Annotated in this window: 22 protein-coding genes; 19 read left to right on the top strand and 3 right to left on the bottom strand. The window is 47.0% G+C overall.

Annotated features, from left to right (window positions below; translation table 11 throughout):
- Window positions 1–27 precede the first annotated feature (27 nt).
- On the top strand, window positions 28–690 hold the full coding sequence (locus G343_RS0113980) for a potassium channel family protein (RefSeq protein WP_020008789.1): 663 nt from the start codon (window positions 28–30) through the stop codon (window positions 688–690).
- A 108-nt stretch (window positions 691–798) separates the two neighbouring features.
- On the opposite strand, the gene rnjA is transcribed toward G343_RS0113980, so the two are convergent.
- Entirely contained in the window at window positions 799–2,490 is a 1,692-nt protein-coding gene (gene rnjA, locus G343_RS0113975; protein ID WP_020008788.1) for a ribonuclease J1, read from the bottom strand.
- The gene (locus tag G343_RS0113970) at window positions 2,490–2,711 is read right to left on the bottom strand and encodes an RNA polymerase epsilon subunit (protein ID WP_020008787.1); all 222 of its coding nucleotides are present in this window, start codon (window positions 2,709–2,711) and stop codon (window positions 2,490–2,492) included. The genes rnjA and G343_RS0113970 overlap by 1 nt, the downstream gene beginning before the upstream one ends.
- 302 nt (window positions 2,712–3,013) lie before the next feature.
- Here G343_RS0113970 and G343_RS0113960 point away from each other — a divergent pair, with 302 nt between their 5' ends.
- Window positions 3,014–3,283 (top strand): hypothetical protein, encoded by a 270-nt coding sequence (locus G343_RS0113960; protein WP_020008785.1) that lies wholly within the window; start codon window positions 3,014–3,016, stop codon window positions 3,281–3,283.
- Between the two features lie 30 nt (window positions 3,284–3,313).
- Here the strand turns inward: G343_RS0113960 and def are convergent, their stop codons facing one another.
- The gene (gene def, locus G343_RS0113955; protein ID WP_020008784.1) at window positions 3,314–3,865 is read right to left on the bottom strand and encodes a peptide deformylase; all 552 of its coding nucleotides are present in this window, start codon (window positions 3,863–3,865) and stop codon (window positions 3,314–3,316) included.
- A gap of 111 nt (window positions 3,866–3,976) precedes the next feature.
- On the opposite strand from def, the gene G343_RS0113950 reads away from it, so the two are divergent.
- The 17 genes from G343_RS0113950 to ilvA all read left to right on the top strand — a co-directional run bounded on the left by G343_RS0113950 (window position 3,977) and on the right by ilvA (window position 23,878).
- Window positions 3,977–4,603 carry a YkyA family protein gene (locus G343_RS0113950; protein ID WP_020008783.1) on the top strand — a complete coding sequence of 209 codons (627 nt, stop codon included), beginning with the start codon at window positions 3,977–3,979 and terminating at the stop codon, window positions 4,601–4,603.
- Window positions 4,604–4,772: 169 nt separating this feature from the next.
- Window positions 4,773–5,882 (top strand): pyruvate dehydrogenase (acetyl-transferring) E1 component subunit alpha, encoded by a 1,110-nt coding sequence (gene pdhA, locus G343_RS0113945; protein ID WP_020008782.1) that lies wholly within the window; start codon window positions 4,773–4,775, stop codon window positions 5,880–5,882.
- A gap of 3 nt (window positions 5,883–5,885) precedes the next feature.
- On the top strand, window positions 5,886–6,863 hold the full coding sequence (locus G343_RS0113940) for an alpha-ketoacid dehydrogenase subunit beta (RefSeq protein WP_020008781.1): 978 nt from the start codon (window positions 5,886–5,888) through the stop codon (window positions 6,861–6,863).
- Window positions 6,864–6,888: 25 nt separating this feature from the next.
- Entirely contained in the window at window positions 6,889–8,184 is a 1,296-nt protein-coding gene (locus G343_RS0113935) for a dihydrolipoamide acetyltransferase family protein (RefSeq protein WP_020008780.1), read from the top strand.
- Between the two features lie 6 nt (window positions 8,185–8,190).
- The gene (gene lpdA / locus G343_RS0113930) at window positions 8,191–9,597 is read left to right on the top strand and encodes a dihydrolipoyl dehydrogenase (protein WP_020008779.1); all 1,407 of its coding nucleotides are present in this window, start codon (window positions 8,191–8,193) and stop codon (window positions 9,595–9,597) included.
- Between the two features lie 69 nt (window positions 9,598–9,666).
- Entirely contained in the window at window positions 9,667–9,942 is a 276-nt protein-coding gene (locus G343_RS0113925; RefSeq protein WP_020008778.1) for a UPF0223 family protein, read from the top strand.
- An 82-nt stretch (window positions 9,943–10,024) separates the two neighbouring features.
- A complete protein-coding gene (locus tag G343_RS0113920; RefSeq protein WP_020008777.1) occupies window positions 10,025–11,044 on the top strand; it encodes a DUF4064 domain-containing protein in 1,020 nt (339 codons plus the stop codon).
- 325 nt (window positions 11,045–11,369) lie between these two features.
- On the top strand, window positions 11,370–12,347 hold the full coding sequence (locus G343_RS0113915) for a bile acid:sodium symporter family protein (RefSeq protein WP_020008776.1): 978 nt from the start codon (window positions 11,370–11,372) through the stop codon (window positions 12,345–12,347).
- A 35-nt stretch (window positions 12,348–12,382) separates the two neighbouring features.
- Window positions 12,383–14,086: a dihydroxy-acid dehydratase gene (gene ilvD / locus G343_RS0113910; protein WP_020008775.1), complete on the top strand. Its 1,704-nt coding sequence runs from the start codon at window positions 12,383–12,385 to the stop codon at window positions 14,084–14,086.
- Between the two features lie 681 nt (window positions 14,087–14,767).
- Window positions 14,768–16,501 carry a biosynthetic-type acetolactate synthase large subunit gene (ilvB, locus tag G343_RS0113905; RefSeq protein ID WP_020008774.1) on the top strand — a complete coding sequence of 578 codons (1,734 nt, stop codon included), beginning with the start codon at window positions 14,768–14,770 and terminating at the stop codon, window positions 16,499–16,501.
- Window positions 16,489–17,007, top strand: a complete 519-nt coding sequence (gene ilvN / locus G343_RS0113900; RefSeq protein WP_020008773.1) for an acetolactate synthase small subunit — start codon at window positions 16,489–16,491, stop codon at window positions 17,005–17,007. The genes ilvB and ilvN overlap by 13 nt, the downstream gene beginning before the upstream one ends.
- A gap of 63 nt (window positions 17,008–17,070) precedes the next feature.
- The gene (ilvC, locus tag G343_RS0113895) at window positions 17,071–18,078 is read left to right on the top strand and encodes a ketol-acid reductoisomerase (protein ID WP_020008772.1); all 1,008 of its coding nucleotides are present in this window, start codon (window positions 17,071–17,073) and stop codon (window positions 18,076–18,078) included.
- 17 nt (window positions 18,079–18,095) lie between these two features.
- Window positions 18,096–19,643, top strand: a complete 1,548-nt coding sequence (locus tag G343_RS0113890; RefSeq protein WP_026366416.1) for a 2-isopropylmalate synthase — start codon at window positions 18,096–18,098, stop codon at window positions 19,641–19,643.
- 21 nt (window positions 19,644–19,664) lie between these two features.
- Window positions 19,665–20,771, top strand: coding sequence for a 3-isopropylmalate dehydrogenase (leuB, locus tag G343_RS0113885; protein WP_020008770.1), 1,107 nt, complete (start codon window positions 19,665–19,667; stop codon window positions 20,769–20,771).
- 16 nt (window positions 20,772–20,787) lie between these two features.
- Window positions 20,788–22,191 (top strand): 3-isopropylmalate dehydratase large subunit, encoded by a 1,404-nt coding sequence (gene leuC, locus G343_RS0113880; protein WP_020008769.1) that lies wholly within the window; start codon window positions 20,788–20,790, stop codon window positions 22,189–22,191.
- Between the two features lie 12 nt (window positions 22,192–22,203).
- Complete coding sequence (gene leuD, locus G343_RS0113875) at window positions 22,204–22,833, top strand: 3-isopropylmalate dehydratase small subunit (protein ID WP_020008768.1); 630 nt, start codon at window positions 22,204–22,206, stop codon at window positions 22,831–22,833.
- Window positions 22,834–22,918: 85 nt separating this feature from the next.
- On the top strand, window positions 22,919–23,878 hold the full coding sequence (gene ilvA, locus G343_RS0113870) for a threonine ammonia-lyase (RefSeq protein WP_083931402.1): 960 nt from the start codon (window positions 22,919–22,921) through the stop codon (window positions 23,876–23,878).
- Window positions 23,879–23,983 lie beyond the last annotated feature (105 nt).

Below are 23,983 nucleotides of genomic sequence, written 5' to 3'. Positions count from 1 at the left end.
AAAATGACTTGAAAAGGGGATAATCTGATGAATAAAGAGTTTGCAGTGATTGGGCTAGGGCGTTTCGGCGGCAGTATCGTCAAGGAATTGATCAACCTTGATATGGACGTATTGGCGATTGATGCAGATGAAAAACGGGTCAACGAGTTTGCAGACATCGCCACCCAGGCAGTCGTTGCGAATACTACTGATGAGTCGGTCATCAAAGATCTCGGGCTGAAGAACTTCGACAATGTCATCGTAGCCATCGGTGATGATATCCAGTCAAGCATATTGACCACGGTCATCCTGAAAGACCTGGGTGTGGAAAAGGTAACAGTTAAATCACAGAGTGATCACCACGCTCGCGTGCTTGAAAAGATCGGTGCGGATTACGTTACACATCCTGAGAGGGATATGGGCAGGCGGATTGCGCATAAGCTGGTTTCCAATTCAGTACTCGATTACCTTGCATTGTCCGACCGGCATTCCATCGTAGAGCTGGAAGCGACGGATTTACTTGACGACAAATCCCTCCTCGACCTTGATATCCGGGCAGAGTACGGGGTCAGCGTCATAGCGATAAAAAGGGATGACGACATTATCGTCAGTCCGGATCCTACAATTAAGATCAGAACTAAAGACATTCTGATTGTCATTGGTGATGACAAAGATCTGACCCGATTTGAAAAGCTGCTGATACAAAAGTGAAAACAAAGCGAGTACATGAGTCATAACAATATCAGACTGCTGTCAGCTTTCAACAACGCAAAGAAGCACCCGCCTCGACAAATTGAGACGGGTGCCTTTTACTGTATATTAACGCTGCTGTTCCTGTGCCTGATCGACTCTCATGATCATGGGGAGGATCATCGGTCTTCTGCGTGTTTTCCGATACAGATGGTTGCTGAGTTCTTCAATGATGAGCTGTTTGACATGGAACCATTCAACGTCATCTTTGGTATTGAGCAGATTGATTACATCGCCTTTGATCTTTTTCTCGGAACTGCGGATGAGTCCGTAGGATTCTCTCATGTAGACGAAACCGCGGGAGATGATGTCCGGTCCGCTGAGGAGTTTGCCGGTTTTGAAGTCGATGGATACAACGACGATGGCGAGTCCTTCCTCCGACAGGTCTTTTCTGTCCCGCAGGACGATGTTGCCGATATCCCCGATGCCGATACCATCGATGAAGACCGTGCCTGCCTGTACCCTGTGTGAGTATCTTGCACGATCTTTTTTAAGTGCAAGGACGTCCCCCTGTTCCATGAGAAATACGTTCTCAGGATCTATGCCCGTGTTGACTGCAAGTTCTTTGTGCAGGTGGAGCATACGGTATTCCCCGTGGATCGGCATGAAATACTTCGGCTTCATCAGTCTGAGCATCAGTTTCTGTTCTTCCTGGGAACCGTGCCCGGACGTATGAATGTTTGATAATTTTCCATGGATGACATCAGCCCCCGCCTTGTACAGTGCATTGATCGTACGGTTGACACTGAGCGTATTGCCCGGAATTGGTGAAGAACTGAATACGACCGTATCGTCCGGGATGATGCTGATTTGACGGTGTGTGCCATTGGCGATTCTGGAAAGAGCTGCCATAGGCTCGCCCTGTGAACCGGTACAAAGGATCATCACTTTATGCTTCTCCATGCGGTTGATCATTCTGGGTTCGATGAATGTCTCCGGCGGTGCTTTAATATAGCCGAGCTCGGTACCAATACGGATATTATTCTCCATACTGCGGCCGAAGACGCATATTTTACGGTCTAACTTTACGGCTGCATCAATCGCTTGCTGAACGCGGTAGATGTTGGATGCAAAAGTCGCAAAAATAATCCGGCCTGCACATTTCCTGAAGATGTCCTCCACATTCTGGCCGACTGCTTTTTCGCTGATTGTAAAGTTCGGGACAGTCGCATTTGTCGAATCCGACAGCAGACAGAGGACGCCTTCCTCTCCAAGCTTTGCCATCTTTGCAATGTTCGCCGGTGCCCCGACAGGAGTGAAATCAAACTTGAAGTCACCGGTGTGCACGATGTTGCCTTCAGGAGTTCTGACGATGACTCCGTATGCTTCAGGGATGGAGTGGGTAGTCAGATAAAATTCAATTGTCATGTGTTTGAATTTGAGCACAGTGGATTCTTCAATCGGGTTGAGCTCTGCTGTCCGGAGAAGATGGTGCTCCTCCAGCTTGTTGCGGATGAGTCCAAGTGCAAGCGGCCCTGTGTAGATCGGCACATTAATCTCTTTCAGAAGGAACGGGATGCCCCCGATGTGATCCTCATGCCCGTGGGTGATGATCAGTGCGCTGATGCGTTCTTTATTCTGTTTTAAATACGTGTAGTCCGGGATTACATAATCGATGCCGAGCTGTTCATCATCTGGAAATTTTATGCCCGCATCGATCATAATTATCTCATCTTTATACTCTATGCAGTAGGTGTTCTTTCCGATTTCCCCAAGTCCCCCGAGGGCGAAAACACCAACTTCTTCCTTTTCAAGAGACATCAGAGATTCTCCACCTTAAAGTCTGCATTATTATTTCTTTCGTACTCCAGATGTTCGGGACTCAATTCCTGTACGAATTCGATATTATACGCTGCCGCTGCATCTTTCAGACCCCGTCGTACTTCTGTCTCTGAGTCTGCTTCGAAATACCTTGTCAATGTGTCTTCTCTGATAATTCTTGCATCCTGTCTTTCCTGGAAAAATACTTTGAATACTGCCATTTAGATAATTCTCCTTCAATTGTCTTTTAATAATTTATATGAATATACTTAGGTTCTCATGTCAATAAAAAACTTGTGCTGCCCCTGACAGCACAGTAAATCAGAGGGGGTTACTCCCCCTTCATATAATCGTTGTTGAGCAACCCTTTTCTACCGAGAATGCGTTTGAGCTTTTGCTTCAGTTTCTTGCGCAGACGCCTGAGCATAAAGACCACATCCCTCATTCAGCTTAGTTTTATTCTACATTATAGACGTTTGACATGCAAAGACTTTATAATGGGATTGATTGGAGGGATATACTGATGAAAGAAAAACAGATTATTGATGCTGTGCTGCTCGAGTATAACCGTGCAGACCGCAACATGACAAAACTGGAATTCAATATTCGTCCGGGCGTCGTAGTAATGGATTATGTGTATGATGATCTGGCGGAGGATAAGGGAGAAGATCCGCATAAGAAGCGTCATAACCATGATCCTGAAATAATGGATGAAAATACTTTTGAAGCAGTGAAAGAAAAATTATATGAACACAATATACCGTTTCGACAAAGGCGCGACGAGTTCATGTAAACATGAGCCCGCCGCGCCTTTGTCGCTTCTTCATTCTGCCGGCCTGGCGCCAATCTTAGGTTCCATGGGCATGTCCTTATCGATGCGGTCATAGAAGAGGATGCCATCCAGGTGATCCAGTTCATGCTGCAGTACGACTGCCGGGACGCCACTCAATTTAAGCTCAAATTCATTGCCTTCGATATCCAGCGCCTTAATTTTAACTCTTTGATAGCGGTGGATAAGCCCCGGATAATCTTCGTCCACGCTCAGGCAGCCTTCCCCGGCCGGCAAATATGTTTCAGTCACCGAATGGCTCTTCACCCTTGGGTTGATGAGCATGTAATCGTGAATGGGGCTGCCTTCTTCATCCTCTATATAGATTGCTGTCATTCTTTTATCCAGGCCGATCTGAGGCGCTGCCAGTCCGACCCCCGGCCGCAAACCGTATTTTTCAGCCACTGCTTCATCCTGTGAATTGATCACATAGTCTCTCATTTCCCGTAACTGATTGACAGTTTCCTGATTTATTTCTTTTATCTCCGCAGCCTTCTTTCTCAAGTTTGGATCGGGATCGCGGATTATATCTTTCATTGTCAGCAAAATAATGTCCTCCTGTTTCTTCTATTCATCCTGTTATTATACTATAATATACAAGTGATTGTGTTATTCTCAAACTGAAAATTAATCGTTATCAATCCTGGAGGTCGGAAAATGAGAAATTTGTTAGCCGGTTTAATGCTGGTCGTTGTGATAATTGCTGGATGTTCATCGGAGGAGGATGAACTGGGGGATTTTTATAATGCGTTTCAGGAGACCGTAGAAGTGGAAAAGGAGATAGAACCTTTAACAGAAGAATTCAATTCACTCGAGGAAGAGAAATCTGAACTGCAGCAGTCTCTGGAAGATGCATCCAGGGATGAATTACCGGATATCAGCGACCAGCTTGTAGAAAATACTGACTCGCGTATAGAGCAGCTGGATGCTGAAGTTTCTGTGATGGAAGACAGCAGGAATGCAATGGAATCTTCCCGTCAGTATGTCGAGGAAATTTCCAATGAGTCGTACAAAGAGAAAGCGCAGTCCCTGATTGATTCAATGGAATCAAGATTCACAGCTCACGAGGAAATGATCAGCAGTTATAAATCAGTGCTGGAAGGCGAGAAAGAAGTATTTGAGTATCTCGGGGGAGAAGATATTTCGCAGGATGAGGTGGATCAGCGTCTGAACAGCCTGAACGAGGAATATCAGACCGTTGAAGACAATACATCAGCTTTCAGTGAAGAAACCGATAAGGTAAATGAGATCAAGCAGGAAATAGAGGAACTGGTTCAGAGATAAAAAATGGAAGCGCTGTATCATACAACAGATTTTACTGTTATATGATAAAAACCCCCTCTATGTAAGTATTCATTACCATCTGTTATATTTTTGTTTATTTTACTATTGTAACAGCATATGATAAAATATAACTAATCATTGAAAATTTGAAAGGTATGGTGAACAGTTTATGGCACCGAAGAAAAAAGGCTTCGATCCAGTGAAGACACTAAACGAGATCGAAAGCAAATTTGAAATGTATCAGATTCTGGATAAGGAAGGCAACGTGATAAACGAAGGGGAAATGCCGGAGTTGTCTGATGATGAACTTGTTGAAATGATGACCCGGATGGTCTGGACACGTGTGCTCGACCAGCGCTCCATATCACTGAGCCGCCAGGGCCGTCTTGGATTCTATGCGCCGACTGCCGGCCAGGAAGCTTCACAGCTGGCCAGCCATTACGCGCTGGAGAAAAGTGACTATGTAGTTCCAAGTTATCGTGATGTGCCGCAGCTCATCTGGCATGGCTTGCCGCTCACTAAAGCGTTCCTGTTTTCAAAAGGGCATTTCGTCGGCAACCAATTCCCTGAAGGTGTCAATGCATTGAGTCCTCAGATTATCATTGGTGCAAACTATGTTCAGGCTGCCGGTGTAGCAATAGGCATAAAGAAACGCTCCAAAGATGCAGTAGCGATCACTTATATTGGTGATGGCGGATCTTCACAAGGGGACTTCTACGAAGGTTTCAACTATGCGAGTGCGTTTAAAGCACCGGCGATATTTGTCGTCCAAAACAACCAGTACGCAATTTCGACCCCTCAGGAATTGCAGACGGCTGCACAAACTTTTGCACAAAAAGGCTTGGCTGCTGGTGTGCCGAGTATCCAGGTGGATGGTATGGATCCGCTTGCCGTTTACAAAGTGACAAAAGAAGCACGTGAACGTGCGACAGCGGGAGAAGGACCGACAATCATCGAAACAGTCACCTACCGTTACGGTCCGCACACGATGGCAGGGGACGACCCGACCCGTTACAGGACTTCCGATGAAGATTCTGACTGGGAGAAAAAGGATCCGCTTGTCCGTTTCCGTAAATTCCTGGAGGATAAAAATCTTTGGAATGAAGAGAAAGAGAATGAGCTGATGGAAGAGGCTAAAGAAGAAATCAAGAAAGCAATCAAAGAAGCTGATAATACTGAAAAACAGACAGTCACTCAACTGATGGAAAACATGTACGACGAAATGCCTGCAAACTTAAAAGAGCAGCATGAAGTCTACAAAGCAAAGGAGTCGAAATAAGCAATGGCAGAATTGACAATGATTCAGGCAATCACTGAAGCGATGGCGACTGAATTGAAAAATGATGAGAATGTCCTTGTGCTCGGTGAAGATGTCGGTGCATACGGCGGTGTCTTCCGGGCCACGGAAGGTCTGCAAAAAGAATTTGGTGAGGACAGGGTGTTCGATACACCGCTTGCTGAAAGTGCGTTGGTTTCACTGGGTCTCGGACTCACTCTTGAAGATTTCCGTCCAGTCGTGGAGATTCAGTTTTTCGGATTTGTTTTCGAAGCGATGGATGGTGTTGCGGGACAGATCGCACGCCACAGAGCACGTTCCGGCGGAACTAAAGAAGCACCGATTCTAATCCGTGCACCGTTTGGCGGCGGTGTCCATACACCTGAACTCCATCCGGATTCACTTGAAGGACTAATGGCACAGACGCCGGGTCTGAAAGTGGTCATCCCTTCAAACCCAGCAGACGCTAAAGGACTTTTAATCGAAGCGATCCGTTCCAATGATCCGGTGGTTTTCCTTGAACATATGAAATTATACCGCTCATTCCGTGAAGATGTTCCTGAAGAAGAATATACGGTAGAGCTTGGCAAAGCCAGTGTCAAACGCGAAGGTGAAGATGTTTCCCTTATCGCATATGGTGCAATGGTCCAGGAAGCAATCAAAGCGGCGGATGCACTTGCTGAAGAAGACATTTCAGCAGAAGTCATTGATCTGAGGACCGTGTCACCGATAGATTACGAAACGCTGGTTGAGTCAGTGAAAAAGACAAATCGCGCAGTGGTCATCCAGGAAGCACAGCGTCAGGCAGGGGTCGGCGGCCAGGTGGTTGCTGAACTTTCCGAACGCACCATTCTGAGCCTGGAAGCCCCGATAAAACGCGTCACTGCCCCTGACACAGTTTATCCGTTCACTCAGGCAGAAGACATATGGCTGCCGAACAAGGACGATATCATAGAACGTGCAAAAGAAGTAATCGATTTCTAATCAAGATTTAAAGGAGGAATAAACTGTGGCTTATGAATTTAAACTGCCGGATGTTGGTGAAGGGACCCATGAAGCAGAGATTGCCAACTGGAATGTAGCCGAAGGCGATGAAATTAAAGAAGACGATGTGCTTGCAGAAGTACAAAATGATAAAGCCGTTGTGGAGATTCCCTCTCCGGTAGATGGTACGGTAAAAAAAATTCATGTGGAAGAAGGCGTTGTCACAACAGTCGGCGAAGTAATCGTTACTATCGATGACGGCTCTGAAGACAGCGGGAATGAGTCTGCTGCAGAAGAATCTGAAGCGCAGGAAGACTCTTCAAAATCTGAAGGAACTGAGGAAAAGGAAGCAGCCAAAGAAACGTCTGCAGAAAAATCTTCCGAGGATACAAAAACAGCTGGCAAAGCAGTGTCAGGTGAACGTGTCATCGCCATGCCTTCAGTCCGCAAATTTGCACGTGAAAACGATGTGAACATCAACGAAGTGACCGGCAGCGGCAAGAACGGACGGGTGCTGAGAGAAGACATCGAAGCATTTGCCAAAGGCGAACAGCCGGCTGCAGCGGCAGAAGAAACAGAGGAAGAAAAACCGGCAGCAGCTGCGGTGCCAGAAGAACAGTATCCAGAAACACGCGAGAAGATGAGCGGTATGAGAAAAGCGATCGCCAAAGCAATGGTCAATTCCAAACAGACATCTCCGCATGTTACTCATCTGGACGAAGTGGAAGTCTCCGCCCTGTGGGATCACAGGAAGCGATTTAAGGAAGTTGCACAGGAACATGATGTCAAGCTGACATTCCTCCCATATGTTGTGAAGGCACTTGTCTCAGCGCTCAAGAAATTCCCTGAACTAAATACTTCAGTTGACGGAGAAACGTTTGAAGTCATTCAGAAACATTATTATAATGTAGGTATTGCTGCTGACACAGACAGAGGCCTTGTTGTGCCGGTAGTCAAAGATGCTGAAAAGAAATCCATGTTCGAAATTTCTGGCGAAATCAACGAACTTGCTGAAAAAGCACGGGACGGCAAACTGACCAGTGAAGAAATGAAAGGCGGTTCCATGTCAATTTCAAACCTTGGTTCAGCTGGCGGACAGTGGTTCACACCAGTCATCAATCAGCCTGAAGTAGCGATTTTAGGCATTGGACGCATCGAGGAGAAACCGCTGGTACAGGATGGAGAAATCGTGGCTAAACCAGTTCTCGCACTGTCACTCAGCTATGATCACAGACAGATAGACGGCATGAAAGCACAGCTTGCATTGAACCATGTTAAGCGTTTGCTTAACAATCCAGAATTATTACTCATGGAGGGATAAGAGCATATGGTAGTTGGAGATTTTCCTATTGAAACTGATACTGTAGTTGTTGGCGCCGGTCCGGGCGGGTACGCAGCTGCGATTCGCGCTGCGCAGCTTGGACAAAAGGTGACGATTGTGGAGAAAGGAGATCTTGGAGGTGTATGTCTGAACGTTGGGTGCATCCCATCCAAGGCGATGATTTCTGCTTCACATCGTTACGATCAGGCACAGAATTCTGATGAAATGGGTATTATTACTGAAGATGTCAAACTCGACTTCCCGAAATTACAAGAATACAAAAGCGGCGTAGTCAATAAACTGACCAGCGGCGTTGAAGGACTGCTTAAAGGCAACAAGGTGGAAATCGTTAAAGGTGAAGCTTATTTCGTTGATGCCAACACGATGAAAGTGATGGATGAAAAACAGTCCCAGACTTATGAATTCAAAAACGCAATCATCGCTACAGGTTCACGGCCGATTGAAATCCCTGGATTCAAATTCGGCGGCCGGATCATTGATTCCACAGGTGCGCTTGCCCTTGAAGAAAAACCTGAAAAGCTTGTTGTCATCGGCGGCGGTTATATTGGTTCCGAACTGGGGACTGCGTATGCCAACTTCGGTACAGAAGTGACAATTCTTGAAGGAGCCGCAGATATTCTTGGCGGATTTGAGAAACAGCTCACACAGGTTGTCAAGAAATCACTTAAGAATAAAGGCGTTGAAGTTGTCACTGAAGCGATGGCCCAATCCGCGGAGGAAACTGACAACGGCGTTAAGGTAACTTATGAAGCTAAAGGTAAAACTGAGGAAATTGAAGCGGATTATGTACTGGTTACCGTGGGGCGCAAACCGAATACGGATGAACTTGGACTTGAAGAAGCTGGCATCAGGATGGACGATAATGGCATTATCGAAGTGGACAGGCAATCCAGAACATCCGTCGATAATATCTTTGCGATCGGCGACATCGTTCCAGGTTCTCCGCTTGCCCATAAAGCAATGTATGAAGCAAAGGTGGCTGCTGAAGTAATTTCCGGTGAAAAATCAGAAGTTGACTACCTTGGCATGCCGGCAGTATGTTTCACAGATCCAGAACTGGCAATTGTGGGTTACAATGAAGCAGATGCCAAAGATGCCGGATTCGAAGTCCAAACCGGTAAATTCCCATATGCGGCGAACGGACGTGCACTCGGGCTTAATGAAACAGAAGGTTTCGTTAAGCTTGTCTCCCGAAAAGAAGACGGGCTTCTGCTCGGTGCCCAGGTGGCCGGTACAGGTGCCTCTGACGTCATTGCAGAGCTTGGACTTGCGGTTGAAACAGGCATGACGGTGGAAGACATTTCACTAACAGTCCATGCACACCCGACTCTGGGCGAGATTCCGATGGAAGCTGCAGATGTAGTACTTGGCCAGCCGATCCATACGATGTAAGTAACAGATCAATATATCAGGCGTCCAATGATGGACGCCTTTTATTTTACAGAGTAAAGGGAGGATTTAATGCCGGATGAATACAGCTACCCGATCGATGCAGATTGGACGACAGAGGAAATCATCGATGTCGTTGAGTTTTTTGAGACGATAGAACGTGCATATGGGGCAGGCATATCCCCGGAAGAACTGAGAGAAAAATATCGCAGATTCAAAGCAGTCATTCCATCGAAGTCTGAAGAAAAAACGGTATTCAAAGCATTTAAAAAATCCAGTGGTTTCGAGGCTTACACTGCGGTAAAACAGCTGAAAGAGAGTGAAGATGGCCGGACGATAAAAATTTAAATCAATAATGCAGTATTTATTTGATTAAATCATATCGTGCAGGGTAATATTCAATATAAAGATATAATTAACGGAGGACAATATGGCTAATAAATCTTACAAACAAACTGTAGAACCGGTCAGCCGGATAGCAGAAAGAATATTTGGCTGGATTGCGTGGGCAGGTCTGCTGGTAATAACTGTTTTACTTCTGTTTTTTGCCTTGGTTATGGTAAACGATCCAAATTTTATCGAACAGTTCAGACAGGCATTTATACAATCGATGGAGCAGCAGATGCAGGGCCAATCATCTGAAGAGGCTGTCGGAGTTTCAAGTGAAGAAATGGCCGACATGATTGTTGGCTGGCTTAACAGCAGCTGGATATTTGCACTTTACCTTGCTTTGCCGCTAATACTGGGATTATTTGGTTTAATTACGATGCGCCGCAGGATTTTATCAGGATTCCTCCTGCTGATCACTGCCATTTTGACGGCGCCGCTTGTATTTTTCATCATCACTGGACTTATCCCGTTGTTCTTTGTGATTGCTGCCATCCTTTTGTTCGTCAGGAAAGACCGTGTCATTAATCACGATGAATTTGAACACGGCGGAGGAGAGGCCAGGAGAGATGAGTTTGACGCGCCGGGCCAGCGTGATGATGGGGAAAGTTTAAGAGAAGACAGAAGCCGTCGTCAAGATGGCCCTTTCCGTGAAGACCAGTATCGGGATGATACGGTAACGTATGAACGTTCGCAATCTCCAGATTCAGGGACGGATGAAAATAATATGGAAGAGACACGTCAGTTCCGTGCAATCGATGCGGACACTGACAGAGAGTACAGGAAAGAAAGCAACAGTGAAGCGCAGTCAGAAGCAGGGCGTTATGTGGACAGCAACCTGGACTCCCAGGAGACGACGGAACCTGTGACCGAGGAAGAATACACAAGAAGCGGCGGTACTTCCGGATTTTCAGAAGAGGCCGAGCGCGAAGATGATTCATTGTATAGAGAGTCAGAAGACCGTCGCCGTGAGTCACGCATGAACAATGAATACGGTTACGGGGAAGACGCTTCGACAGAACGCAGAAGAAATGTCGACCGCAGAAATAATGATGAATTGTAATCTGGGATTTGGAAAGAGAGAGCAATGAACAAAACGACGAGTTAAAGACCTTAATCTGGGGTATCTTGAAACGAGATCCCCCAGATTATTTTTTATGTATTCATGTCGTAACGGGCATTTTATACCGCATTAGTCATAAAAAATTGGAAAAACACTGACAATAACCCCCCACTGGTTTTAGAAGGTTCAGACTGCCTTGTTAATTTCAAAGATTCTAAAAATTTTTCAGCCAGCATCTAGGATATTCAAGAATTATCTGTTAATATACTCTTTATAGTTTTAATCAAAACTGAATCATGCTGCAATCCATTAAGGAGGAGTGTTTATGAACGCTGCGGGTAAACTCAGTCAGTTTGTTGGTAATACATTCGGGATCTGGGTCATTTTATTTGCCGTTGTTTCTTTTATGTTCCCGGAAGGATTTATGTGGATTGGTGGCTATATCAATCTGCTCCTCGGGATTATAATGTTTGGGATGGGGCTTACTTTAAAACTTGAAGATTTCAAGCGGGTTTTAAAAGTACCTAAAACGGTACTTGTCACTGTACTGCTGCAATATACAATCATGCCGCTGGTTGCATTGGGACTGGTATTTCTGTTTCAGCTGCCGCCTGAACTTGCAGTGGGTGTGATACTTGTCGGATGTACGCCGGGCGGAACCTCATCGAATGTGATGACTTTCCTGGCCAAGGGTAATACAGCGTTGAGTGTTACTGCAACTGCAGTTTCCACTCTGCTGGCACCAATCCTGACACCTGCACTGACACTGCTTTTGGCAAGTGCATGGCTGCCGGTATCGTTCATGGACATGTTCATGACGATATTGCAGATTGTGTTAGTGCCAATTGCCCTCGGACTTGTTGCCAGGTATCTTCTCGGTGATTATGTTGAGAAAGGTATCCAGGTGCTGCCGCTCGTTTCTGTAATAGGTATCGTTGGTGTCGTGGCAGCTGTAGTCTCCGGCAATACTGAAGCAATTGTACAGTCCGGACTGCTCATTTTTGCGGTCGTCATTCTGCATAATCTGCTCGGCTATCTCATCGGTTTCATAATGGGCAGAGTTCTGCGCTTCGATCTTTCAGATCAGAAAGCTGTTTCCATCGAGGTAGGTATGCAGAACTCTGGTCTGGCTGCGGCGTTGTCTGCAGCACACTTCTCGCCGCTGTCGGCTGTGCCGGCCGCACTGTTCAGCGTGTGGCATAATATTTCAGGGTCTCTGATCGCAACCCTGCTGAGTAAAAAGACGGACAGCGGTAAGATTGATAAAACAACAGAAACTGATGACGGAAGTGTTCAAGTTTAAAGCGTATCAACGTTAAAAGAAAGGTGGTTTCCAGAATGTCAAATAAGGAAGAAACTAAACAAGATTTGCGGATTAAGAGTCATGTGTATACAGAAAGTAATGTCAAAGCGCCGAACCGTGCTATGCTGAGGGCCGTCGGATTGACAGATGACAGCTTTACGAAGCCCCAGATTGGTATCGGAAGTACATGGGCGGAAGTGACTCCATGTAACATCCATCTGAATGATCTTGCCAAAGCGGCAAAACAGGGTGCACTCGACTCAGGCGGTGTCCCGCTGCAGTTCAACACAATTACTGTATCCGATGGTATTTCCATGGGAACGCAGGGCATGCGTTATTCACTCCCTTCCCGTGATCTTATCGCCGATTCAATTGAAACAGTTGTCGGGGCTGAAAATCTGGACGGGCTTGTAGCTATCGGGGCATGCGACAAAAATATCCCTGGATGCGGCATTGCAATTGCCAATGCCGAAATGCCGGCAATATTCGTGTATGGCGGCACCATTGCGCCGGGAAGGCACAAAGGGAAGGATATCGACCTTGTCTCAGTCTTCGAGGGTGTGGGTAAAAACAGTGCTGGTGACATTGATGATGAGGAACTCAATGCCATAGAATGTAATGCATGTCCGGGCGCCGGTGCATGCGGCGGTATGTACACAGCAAACACAATGGCTTCAGCAATGGAAGCGATGGGGATGAGCCTGCCCGGCAGCGCATCCAATCCTGCCGAATCAGAAGACAAGGAAAAAGATGTTAAAGCTGCCGGCGAAGCAGTGTTGAACCTCCTTGAACAAGGGATATATCCAAAGGATATCATGACAGAGAAAGCATTTGAAAATGCCATCACCGTCGTCATGGCGCTTGGTGGTTCCACAAATGCCATCCTGCATCTGCTCGCCATCGCCCGTGCGGCAGAAGTGGACCTTACGATCGATGATTTCAACCGTATACAGGAAAAGGTGCCGCATCTTGCAGACTTGAAACCGAGCGGACGTTACGTCTTCCAGGATCTTTACAATGTTGGCGGTGTCCAGGCAGTGATGAAGATGCTCCACCGTGAAGGATATCTCCATGGAGACTGTCTGACTGTCACAGGCAGGACCGTTGCTGAAAATCTTGCGGAAGCGGCCGATCTTACAGATGGTCAGGACGTTATCATGCCGCTTGAAAATCCGAAACGTGCAGATGGACCGCTGATCGTGCTCAAGGGCAACCTGTCACCAACAGGCGCTGTGGCCAAAGTATCCGGCGTTAAAATTAAACGCCATGAAGGACCTGCAAGGGTATTCAACACAGAAAAAGAGGCATCTGATGCCGTATTAAATAATGAAATCAGGGAAGGCGATGTGCTGGTCATCCGCTATGTGGGGCCCAAAGGCGGTCCGGGCATGCCTGAAATGCTTTCCGTTTCCAGCTTGTTGGTGGGCAAGGGGCTTGGACAGAAAGTTGCATTGCTCACAGACGGCCGTTTTTCAGGCGGTACACACGGGCTTGTCGTCGGACACATTTCTCCGGAAGCACAAAGCGGCGGGCCGATTGCCTTTCTTGAAGAAGGTGATTTGGTGACGATTGATTCTGAACATAAAGAAATTTCTTTCGACGTCTCCGATGAAGTGATAGAGCAGCGCAAAGCAGAGTGGGTGCAGCCTGAACTTTACAGAAAAGGCGTGCTGGGCAAGTATGCCCATAATGTGACAAGTTCTGCTGAAGGTGCGGTCACAGATTACCTTAACAGATAGTATTGACTTTAACCTCCCGGCATATGCCGGGAGGATTTTTGCTGGATAAGCCTTCGTCATCCAGACCTGGCCAAAAGACAAATTTTTTAAGATCAAACAAAAAATTTTAAAAAAATCGATTTTAATTTAAACCTTGACATGGAAGTAATGTAAACGATTTCAAATTCTGAAATATTAGACAATTATAAAAAATCATTGGATTTAACGGTTGATTTCTTTCCGAAAAGGGTTTAAGATTACGTTCAATATCACATATCAGAAATGTCTGACATTGGAATGTGAGACATGCAGCATAAAGAAAAACGACGAAGGGACCGTACAGGACGCTTTGACATTTACCAGAGACTCGGATAATAGCTGGAAACCGGGAATGCCAACATCCTGTATCTCAGCCCAGAGTGCCGGACTGAAAGATCACACGTTGATTTAATAGGCCGAGCCGGGTGATTGACCACCCGTTATCAAAACGGACTGCCCCAGGCAGTCCAGGAGGCAGTCGCCGCAAGGTGTCTGTAAACTTGGGTGGTAACGTGAAAGATGGCTCTTTTCTCCCCATAACGGCTCCTGCTTGGTAACAGGCGGGCGTCTTAGGGAGGAAAGGGTCATTTTTTATATCTAAAAGTTTTTCCCGCAGGCCGTAACACAGGGACTCGCGTGAATTTTACAAGGAGGTTAGTGGTAATGAAGACTCAGACTGAAATGAAAACAAGTAAAGCAGAGCGAACACTAAGAACTGGAGCAGATTTATTTATCGAGTCGCTTGTCGATCAGGAAGTCGGCACTGTATTTGGTTACCCGGGCGGTGCTGTACTGCCGATTTACGATGCCCTCTACCGGGCAAAGAATCCATTTCAGCATATTTTGTGCAGACATGAGCAGGGCCTCATCCATGCTGCTGAAGGATACGCCAGAGTTACAGGCAAGCCGGGCGTCGTCATTGCCACTTCCGGACCGGGAGCCACAAATCTTGTTACAGGCATAACGGATGCAATGATGGATTCACTGCCGGTTGTTGTATTTACCGGCCAGGTGGCAACAGGCGTTATCGGTACAGATGCTTTTCAGGAAGCGGATGTTATCGGGTTAACAACGCCCATAACAAAACACAATTATCAGGTGACTGACCTGAAAGATATGCCGAGGATCATAAACGAAGCATTCCACATCGCATCTACCGGACGGCCGGGACCGGTCGTTGTTGATATACCGAAGAATATCGCTTCAGAAATATCAGGTGAGGCTTATAGCAGTGATTTTGAATTGCCGGGGTACCAGCCGACGATAAAACCGAATCCTCTGCAGCTCAGAAGACTTGCCGAAGCACTTTCAAAAGCTGAAAAACCGATTCTGCTTGCCGGCGCAGGTGTACACTTTGCAGATGCTTCTGAAGATCTGCTCGCATTCGCCGAAAAGTACCAGCTGCCGGTGACAACCACGCTGCTCGGACTCGGGTCTTTCCCGGGAGAGCATGAGCAGTCACTGGGTATGGCTGGTATGCACGGTTCATATTCAGCGAATATGGCACTTTACGAGTCAGATCTTCTCATCAACATAGGCGCACGGTTTGATGACCGGCTGACCGGAGCCATCCAGCATTTTGCACCAGACGCAGAGGTGGCCCACATTGATATCGATCCAGCTGAAATCGGCAAGAATATCAAAACGAAAATTCCGGTGGTCGGTGATGCTAAAGAGGCGCTCAACGGGCTGCTTGCACGTGACATAGAATGTGAAGACTGCAGTGATTGGATTGAGAAGGTGAGCAGGAATAAGAAAGACAGTCCATTCTGGTTCGAGCGCTCGGATGATCTGATTTCTCCACAATGGCTGATCGAAGAGCTGTACAAGGTGACAGGCGGGCAGGCAATCATCACTACAGACGTTGGGCAGCACCAGATGTGGGCGGCACAGTTCTATCAGTTTAATGAGCCCTATAAATGGGTGACATCAGGCGGTCTTGGTACCATGGGATTTGGACTGCCATCTTCAATCGGGGCACAGATTGGCAGACCGGAAGAAACCGTTGTTTCGATCGTCGGAGACGGCGGCTTCCAGATGACAATGCAGGAGATGGCGGTCATCAAACAGTACAATCTGCCGATAAAAGTGATCATCGTCAATAATGAAGCGCTCGGCATGGTGAGACAGTGGCAGGAAGACTTCTACGAAGAAAGATACTCCTCATCATTGATGACAGAAAATCCAGACTTCATCAAACTTGCTGAAGGATTTGGTGTCAAAGGCATCAGTGTTTCCAAAGAAACAGATGTGCCGCAGGTGATGAAGGAAGTCTTTGACTATGACGGCCCGGTGCTGTTGGATGCGAGAGTCCAGAAACTTGATAAAGTGTTCCCGATGGTTGCCCCAGGCAAAGGAAACCATGAAATGGTAGGTGTAAAGCGATGCAAAGAGTAATAACAGCCACGGTACAGAATTCCAGCGGTGTACTGAACAGGATTACGGGCATGATGTCCAAAAGAGCATTCAACATTGAAAGTATCACTGTCGGAACTACAGAAACCGAAGGCATTTCCAAGATGACGTTCGTTGTTGAGGTCAACGATGCGAATAAGATAGAACAGCTGACCAAACAGCTTAATAAACAGATTGATGTTCTGAAAGTGAACGACATTACCGATAATTCCATTGTTGCCAGGGAACTGGCGCTGATAAAAGTAGGCAGTACTTCAGCATTACGGGCAGAGATCCAGGGCGCCATCGAACCATTCAGAGCAAGAGTCCTTGATGTTTCGAGAGACAGTATGATCATAGAAGTTACAGGCAAGCCGGACAAGATAGAAGCATTGATTGACCTGCTGCAGCCATACGGTATCAAAGAACTCTCCAGAACAGGGGTGACAGCTTTCCGGAGAGGGAAGCAGCCCAGGCAGGTCCAGGACATGGCTGCCATGAATAATTAGGTTGAACAACAGTAATTTATAAATAAAAAACAGATCAAACTATTAATTGGAAGGAAGATTATAATGGCAAAAGTATTTTATGACAAAGACATCAATAAAGAAGCACTTCAAGGGAAAAAAATAGCAATCGTCGGTTATGGCTCCCAGGGACATGCACATGCACAGAATCTGCGTGACAGCGGTCATGATGTAATTGTTGGGCTGCGTCCGGGAAAATCCAGGGAGAAAGCCGAAGAAGATGGATTTGACTCAAAATCAGTTGCTGATGCTGTGGCAGAAGCAGATGTAACCATGGTCCTCCTTCCCGATGAAAAACAGCCTGAGGTATATGAGGAGAGCATTAAGCATAATCTCAAATCTGGCAGTGCGCTCGCATTCGCCCATGGATTCAACATCCATTTCAGCCAGGTGGTGCCCAGGGAAGATATTGATGTATTCCTGGTCGCACCTAAAGGGCCGGGTCACTTAGTCCGGAGAACTTTTGAAGAAGAAGCAGGCGTACCTGCCTTATATGGTGTGTACCAGAATGTATCCGGGGCGGCTGCAGATGTGGCAATGGCATATTCAGCCGGTATCGGTGCTGCCAGGGCAGGTATATTGGAGACTTCTTTCCAGGAAGAGACAGAAACTGACCTCTTCGGCGAACAGGCTGTGCTCTGCGGCGGGCTTACAAGTCTTGTTAAAAACGGTTTTGAAACATTGACGGAAGCGGGTTACCAGCCTGAAGTCGCATATTTCGAATGCCTCCATGAGATGAAGTTGATTGTTGACCTGATGTATGAAGGCGGTCTGGAAAACATGAGATATTCCATATCCGATACTGCACAGTGGGGTGACTTTGTTTCAGGGCCGCGTGTCGTAAACGAAGAAACAAGAGCACGTATGGAAGATGTGCTGTCTGAAATTCAAAGCGGCGAGTTCGCCAAAGGCTGGATTCTTGAAAATAAAGCGGGACGTCCTCAGTATAACGCAGTCAACAGAAAAGAATATGAACACCCAATCACTAAAGTGGGGCAGGACTTGCGCGAGTTGATGCCTTTTGTTAAACAGCCGGTTCAGAAAAATAAGTAGGAAGAGAGGGAATGCCGATGTCACAGATTAAAATTTTTGATACAACGCTCCGGGACGGCGAACAATCCCCCGGTGTCAACCTCAACAAGCAGGAAAAGCTGGAAATTGCCAAACAGCTCGAACGGCTGGGCGTCGATGTGATGGAAGCTGGATTCCCGGCATCTTCGGAAGGGGACTTCCAGGCTGTGAAATTGATTGCCGATACGATTAAAGATGTCTCAGTGACAGCCCTTGCCCGTACGAGGAAAGAAGATATTGACCGTGCATGGGAAGCGCTGAAGCATACACCACATCCAAGAATCCATATTTTCCTTGCCACTTCACCGATTCATATGCAATATAAGCTGAAATTGACACCGGAAGCGGTCGTTCAACAATCTGTAGACATGGTCAGATATGCCAAGCAATATTTTGAACATGTTGAATGGTCGGCTGAAGATGCGACACGTTCTGATTGGGACTTTATGACCAGTATCATCGAACAGGTCATCGATGAAGGTGCAACAGTCATCAATCTGCCGGATACTGTAGGATATTCAACACCGGAAGAATACGGCCGCCTGTTCAACTATATGAAGGAAAATGTGCCGAACATCGATCGGGCGGATCTGTCTTGTCATTGCCATAATGATCTTGGACTTGCTGCAGCGAACACGATCGCGGCGGTTGAAAATGGAGCGACCCAGGTGGAAGGGACGATTAACGGCATTGGTGAACGGGCCGGCAATGTCGCACTCGAAGAAGTCGCAGTCGCGCTTCATATCCGATCCGATCAGTATGAGTTCAATACAAACCTTAAGCTGGATGAAATTAAAAAGACGAGCGACCTGATCGCCAAGCTTTCCGGTATGTATGTACAGGCGAATAAAGCCATCATCGGCAGGAATGCACATGCTCATGAAGCAGGTATTCACCAGGATGGGGTATTGAAAAATGCCGAGACTTATGAAATTATCACGCCTGAATTGGTCGGTGTGACTTCAAACACGCTGTTCATGGGTAAACATTCGGGGAAACACGCGTTCAAGGACAAAGTCAAAGAGTTCGGTGTTGATCTGACTGACGGAGAAGTCAAATCTATATTCGCAAAATTCAAGGAACTGACCGACCACAAAAAAGAAGTGACCGACGATGACATCTATACATTGATTATGGAAACGAAAACAGAGCATTCTGCGATCAGTAAATATTCTCTGGATACGTTCCAGGTCAATTACGGCACTTCCAACATTACAACGGCAACAGTAAGTCTGTACACACCGGCAGGAGAAAATGTTCAGACAGCCGCGACTGGAAATGGCAGTGTTGAAGCTCTCTATAAAACAATCCAGGAACTGATTGATTTTGAATTGAAGCTGCTGGATTATCAGCTCAATTCGGTCGGCGGCGGAAAAGATGCTCTGGCAGAGTCACACGTGCAGCTGCGGGTCAATGGTGAAACTGTCAACGGCCGGGGCACAGCACAGGATGTTATTGAAGCATCAGCGAACGCCTATATCAATGCAGTCAATCGTTATGTCTTCAAGGCACAGGCGGCTAAATCAGAAGAAGTCGTCAACGGATAAATTACAGATGGAGGGGTTCAGATGAGAAAGCGAATTATCATGCTGCCCGGCGATGGTGTCGGGGCGGAAATTATGAAAAGTGCCAAGAAAGTCCTTGATGCGGTGGCTGGCGAACACCATCATGAATTCGTCTTTCACGAACATGCGATCGGCGGAGATGCGATCGATCGTTTCGGCACACCGCTTCCGGATGAAACAGTAACAGCATGTAACAATGCTGATGCAGTCATGCTCGGAGCAGTCGGCGGTCCGAAATGGGATAGTATGCCCGGGGAAAAAAGACCTGAAAAAGGGCTTTTGGGTATCCGGAAAAACCTGGGCCTGTTTGCCAACCTCCGCCCGGTCCAGGGGTTCAGCACACTTGTTCATTCCTCTCCACTGAAAACAGAAATTGTTGACGGCTGCGATATTATGATTGTCCGTGAACTGACGGGCGGACTTTACTTCGGTACGCCGAGTGAGAGAAGAGACGGCGGAGAGACGGTCGTCGACACACTGAAATATAAGAGAGAAGAAATCGAACGTATTGTTGAAAAAGGGTTTGAAACTGCCAAGTTGAGAAGTGGCAGACTGACTTCTGTTGACAAGGCAAATGTACTTGAATCAAGTCGCATGTGGCGGGAAATTGTAGACCAAAAGGCAGAACATTATCCGGAGGTGACAGTCGAACATCAGCTGGTGGATGCAGCCGCGATGAAATTGATTACAAACCCGCAAAGTTTTGATGTCATCGTCACAGAAAACCTTTTTGGAGATATTTTAAGCGATGAGGCATCCGTGTTAACCGGTTCGCTTGGCATGCTGCCATCGGCAAGCATCCGGGGGGACGGTGTCGGTCTGTATGAACCTGTACATGGGTCTGCACCGGATATCGCAGGCACAGACGCGGCCAACCCGCTGGGCATGATTCTTTCAGCATCGATGATGCTCCGCTATTCATTCGGCATGGCGGAGGAAGCGGATGAAATCGAACGTGCTGTCAGTGAAACGCTGGACAGAGGGTTCCATACAGCAGATCTTGATGTTAAAGGCGGTACCAGAGCCGGCACACAGGAAATGGCTGAAAAAGTCATTGAAAATCTATCAACAAAAAGTATTTCGAACGCGATCTGCAGTTCGTATATGTAAGAGAAGGTGATGTGACATGGGAAAAACTATTATTGAAAAGATTTGGGACAGTCATATTGTACACAGTGAAGAGAACAAGCCGGATTTGATTTATATAGATCAGCATCTTGTCCATGAAGTGACTTCACCTCAAGCTTTTGAGGGGCTTCGCCTGAACAATCGCAAGGTCAGGCGCCCGGATTTGACTTATGCGACTATGGATCACAACGTGCCGACTCAAAACAGGGACGTTATCAAGGATGATATCTCCAAAAAACAGATGGAAACGTTGAGACAGAACTGCAAAGAATTCGGTGTTAAACTTGCTGATATGTTCCACCCCGACCAGGGTATCGTCCATGTGATCGGCCCCCAGCTTGGTCTGACACAGCCGGGCAAAACGATCGTCTGCGGTGACAGCCATACCTCAACCCATGGTGCATTTGGTGCGCTGGCATTCGGAATCGGCACAAGTGAAGTTGAGCATGTACTTGCTACACAGACTCTGACGCAGAGCCGTCCGAAAACGATGAATGTGAAAATCAATGGGGATCTCGCCCCCGGGGTGACAGCAAAGGATCTGATTCTTGCGATCATCTCCAAATTTGGAGTGAAATTTGGTACCGGACATGTCATCGAATATACAGGTGAAGCCATCCGGAATCTTTCAATGGAGGGCAGGATGACAGTATGCAATATGTCTATTGAAGGTGGAGCAAGAGCCGGTCTGATCAGCCCGGATGAGACCACTGTCGAATTTCTAAAAGGCAGGGAATATGTACCGGATGGGGAAGCCTATGAAGCCTGGGTTGAAGAATGGCTGAGTCTGGCTACTGACAATGATGCCGCCTATGATACTGCTATTGAAATCGATGCTGCCGAAATAGAACCGCAGGTTTCCTGGGGGACGAATCCGGGCATGGTTGTACCGATCAGCGCTGCAACGCCATCCATTGACGGGGCAGAGAACAAAGAGGAAATCAAAAGAGCACTTGAATATATGGGGCTCGAGGAAAACCAGCCGATTTCTTCCATTGAAATCGATCATGTATTCATTGGTTCCTGCACAAACTCCAGGCTGCCAGACTTGGAGAGAGCTGCTGAAATTGTCCGCGGCCACAGAGTAAAGGACAGCGTTCGGGCAATGGTCGTGCCAGGTTCGTTCAGCGTGAAGTTTCAGGCGGAAGAACTCGGTCTTGATAAAGTGTTTAAAGATGCAGGTTTCGAATGGAGAGAGGCCGGCTGCAGCATGTGTCTAGCGATGAATGATGACGTCGTCCCGGCTGGCGGCCGTTGTGCATCCACCTCAAACCGGAATTTCGAAGGCCGCCAGGGATCGGGGTCAAGAACCCATCTTGTCAGTCCGGAGATGGCTGCGGTTGCCGCAATTGAAGGAACGTTCACAGACGTACGAAAATTCAAAACCGGGGTGCCGAGCTAGGAGGATTAGAGAATGGAAGCGATCAAGGAACACAAAGGTAAAGTGTATCCGCTTGACAGAGGCAATGTGGATACGGATCAGATTATTCCAAAACAATTTTTGAAACGCGTTGAACGGACGGGGTTCGGCCAGTTTGTTTTCAACAACTGGCGCTTTGACGATGAAGGTAACAGACGCCCGGATTTTGATCTGGATGATGAAAAGTTCGATGGTGCCTCTGTACTTATCGCAGGTGAAAACTTTGGCTGCGGTTCTTCGAGGGAACATGCGCCCTGGGCGCTTTTGGACTACGGCTTCCGGGTGATTATCGCACCGAGCTTTGCGGACATATTCTACAACAATGCCTTTAAGAACGGTATCATTCTGATAAAAGCGGATGAGTCTCAGGTTAAAGAATGGATGAAAAAATCGGCAGACGGCACATTCAACCTGCATATTGATCTTGAGAAGCAGGAAATTGCTGATGATGAAGGTACAGTTATAACCTTCAATATCCCCGGCTATCACAAAGAAAATCTTTTGAACGGCTGGGATGATATTTCATTGACACTGCTGCTCGACGATAAAATTAAAGATTATGAGGACAGGCAGCCACAGTCTGCCAAAGTCCTCGATGATGACGGGATTTATAAGAAGGTATAAAGTAAATCCGAATATAACAAATCAAGGAGTGTGAGCACATGGGGATTTCCTGACTGGTGGATTAGTCCATGACGCCTGGGAGCGTCTGGATCATGTTGTCCATCAAACGCCAATACGCACATCTGCGACAACGAATAAGCGCACAGATAAGAATGTCTATTTTAAAATGGAGAACCAGCAAAAAACGGGGGCTTTTAAATTCAGAGGCGCAAGTAATAAATTAATGCGTCTTTCGGATGCTGAACTGCAATGCGGTGTAATTACCGCCTCTGCCGGTAATCATGCTCAGGGGCTTGCCTTGGCAGCCCATAAACTCGGAGTCAAAGCGACGATATATATGGCAGAGTCGACACCTGAGGCAAAAGTACAGGCGACAAGAGGATATGGTGCCAATGTTGTCCTTACCGGTGAAAGTTTCCAGGAAGCCTATGAAGCTTCACTTGATCACCAGCAAAGATGCGGTGCGACATACGTTCACCCGTTCGATGATTATGACATCATGGCTGGACAGGGTACAATTGCACTTGAAATGCTTGAGCAGCAGGATAATATCGATACGATACTTGTACCTATCGGGGGCGGCGGGCTTATCAGCGGTATCGCAGTGGCAGCAAAATCACTGAAGCCGGATATCAAGGTGATTGGTGTTCAGGCATCATCCGCTGCGGCCATGCATACGGCCTATCACCGGGGAACTGTGGAAAAGTTGGATAAAGTTTCTACGATTGCCGAAGGGATAGCTGTGAAACAGCCGGGAGAAAATACCCTGCCGCTCATTAGAAACTATGTGGATGATGTGCTGACTGTCAGTGAACAAGAAATTGCGTATGCCATGGTTTATATGCTTGAGCGTGGCAAATCATTGGTTGAAGGTGCCGGTGCCGCTGCATTTGCGGGATTACTATCGCATAATGATCAGATTGATTCCAGACATTGTGGGATAATCGTCTCGGGCGGAAATTTCGATGTTGGCCGTCTGGCTGATATACAGGCGCTCGCAAACCAGTTGAAATCCGGACAGCCCTACGCATCCACAGTCCTGTAATAATTTAGAAATGCAGAAGGACGGAAATTGTTTTTGCCCGCTGCTGTAAAGGCAGCGGGCTTTTATGTACAAAAACACCAGGACAAAATCGTCCTGGTGTTAGTA

The sequence above is a fragment of the Salinicoccus albus DSM 19776 genome (assembly GCF_000385175.1).
GTDB classification, from domain to species: Bacteria; Bacillota; Bacilli; order Staphylococcales; family Salinicoccaceae; genus Salinicoccus; species Salinicoccus albus.
This window is presented reverse-complemented; position numbering and strand designations above follow the sequence as displayed.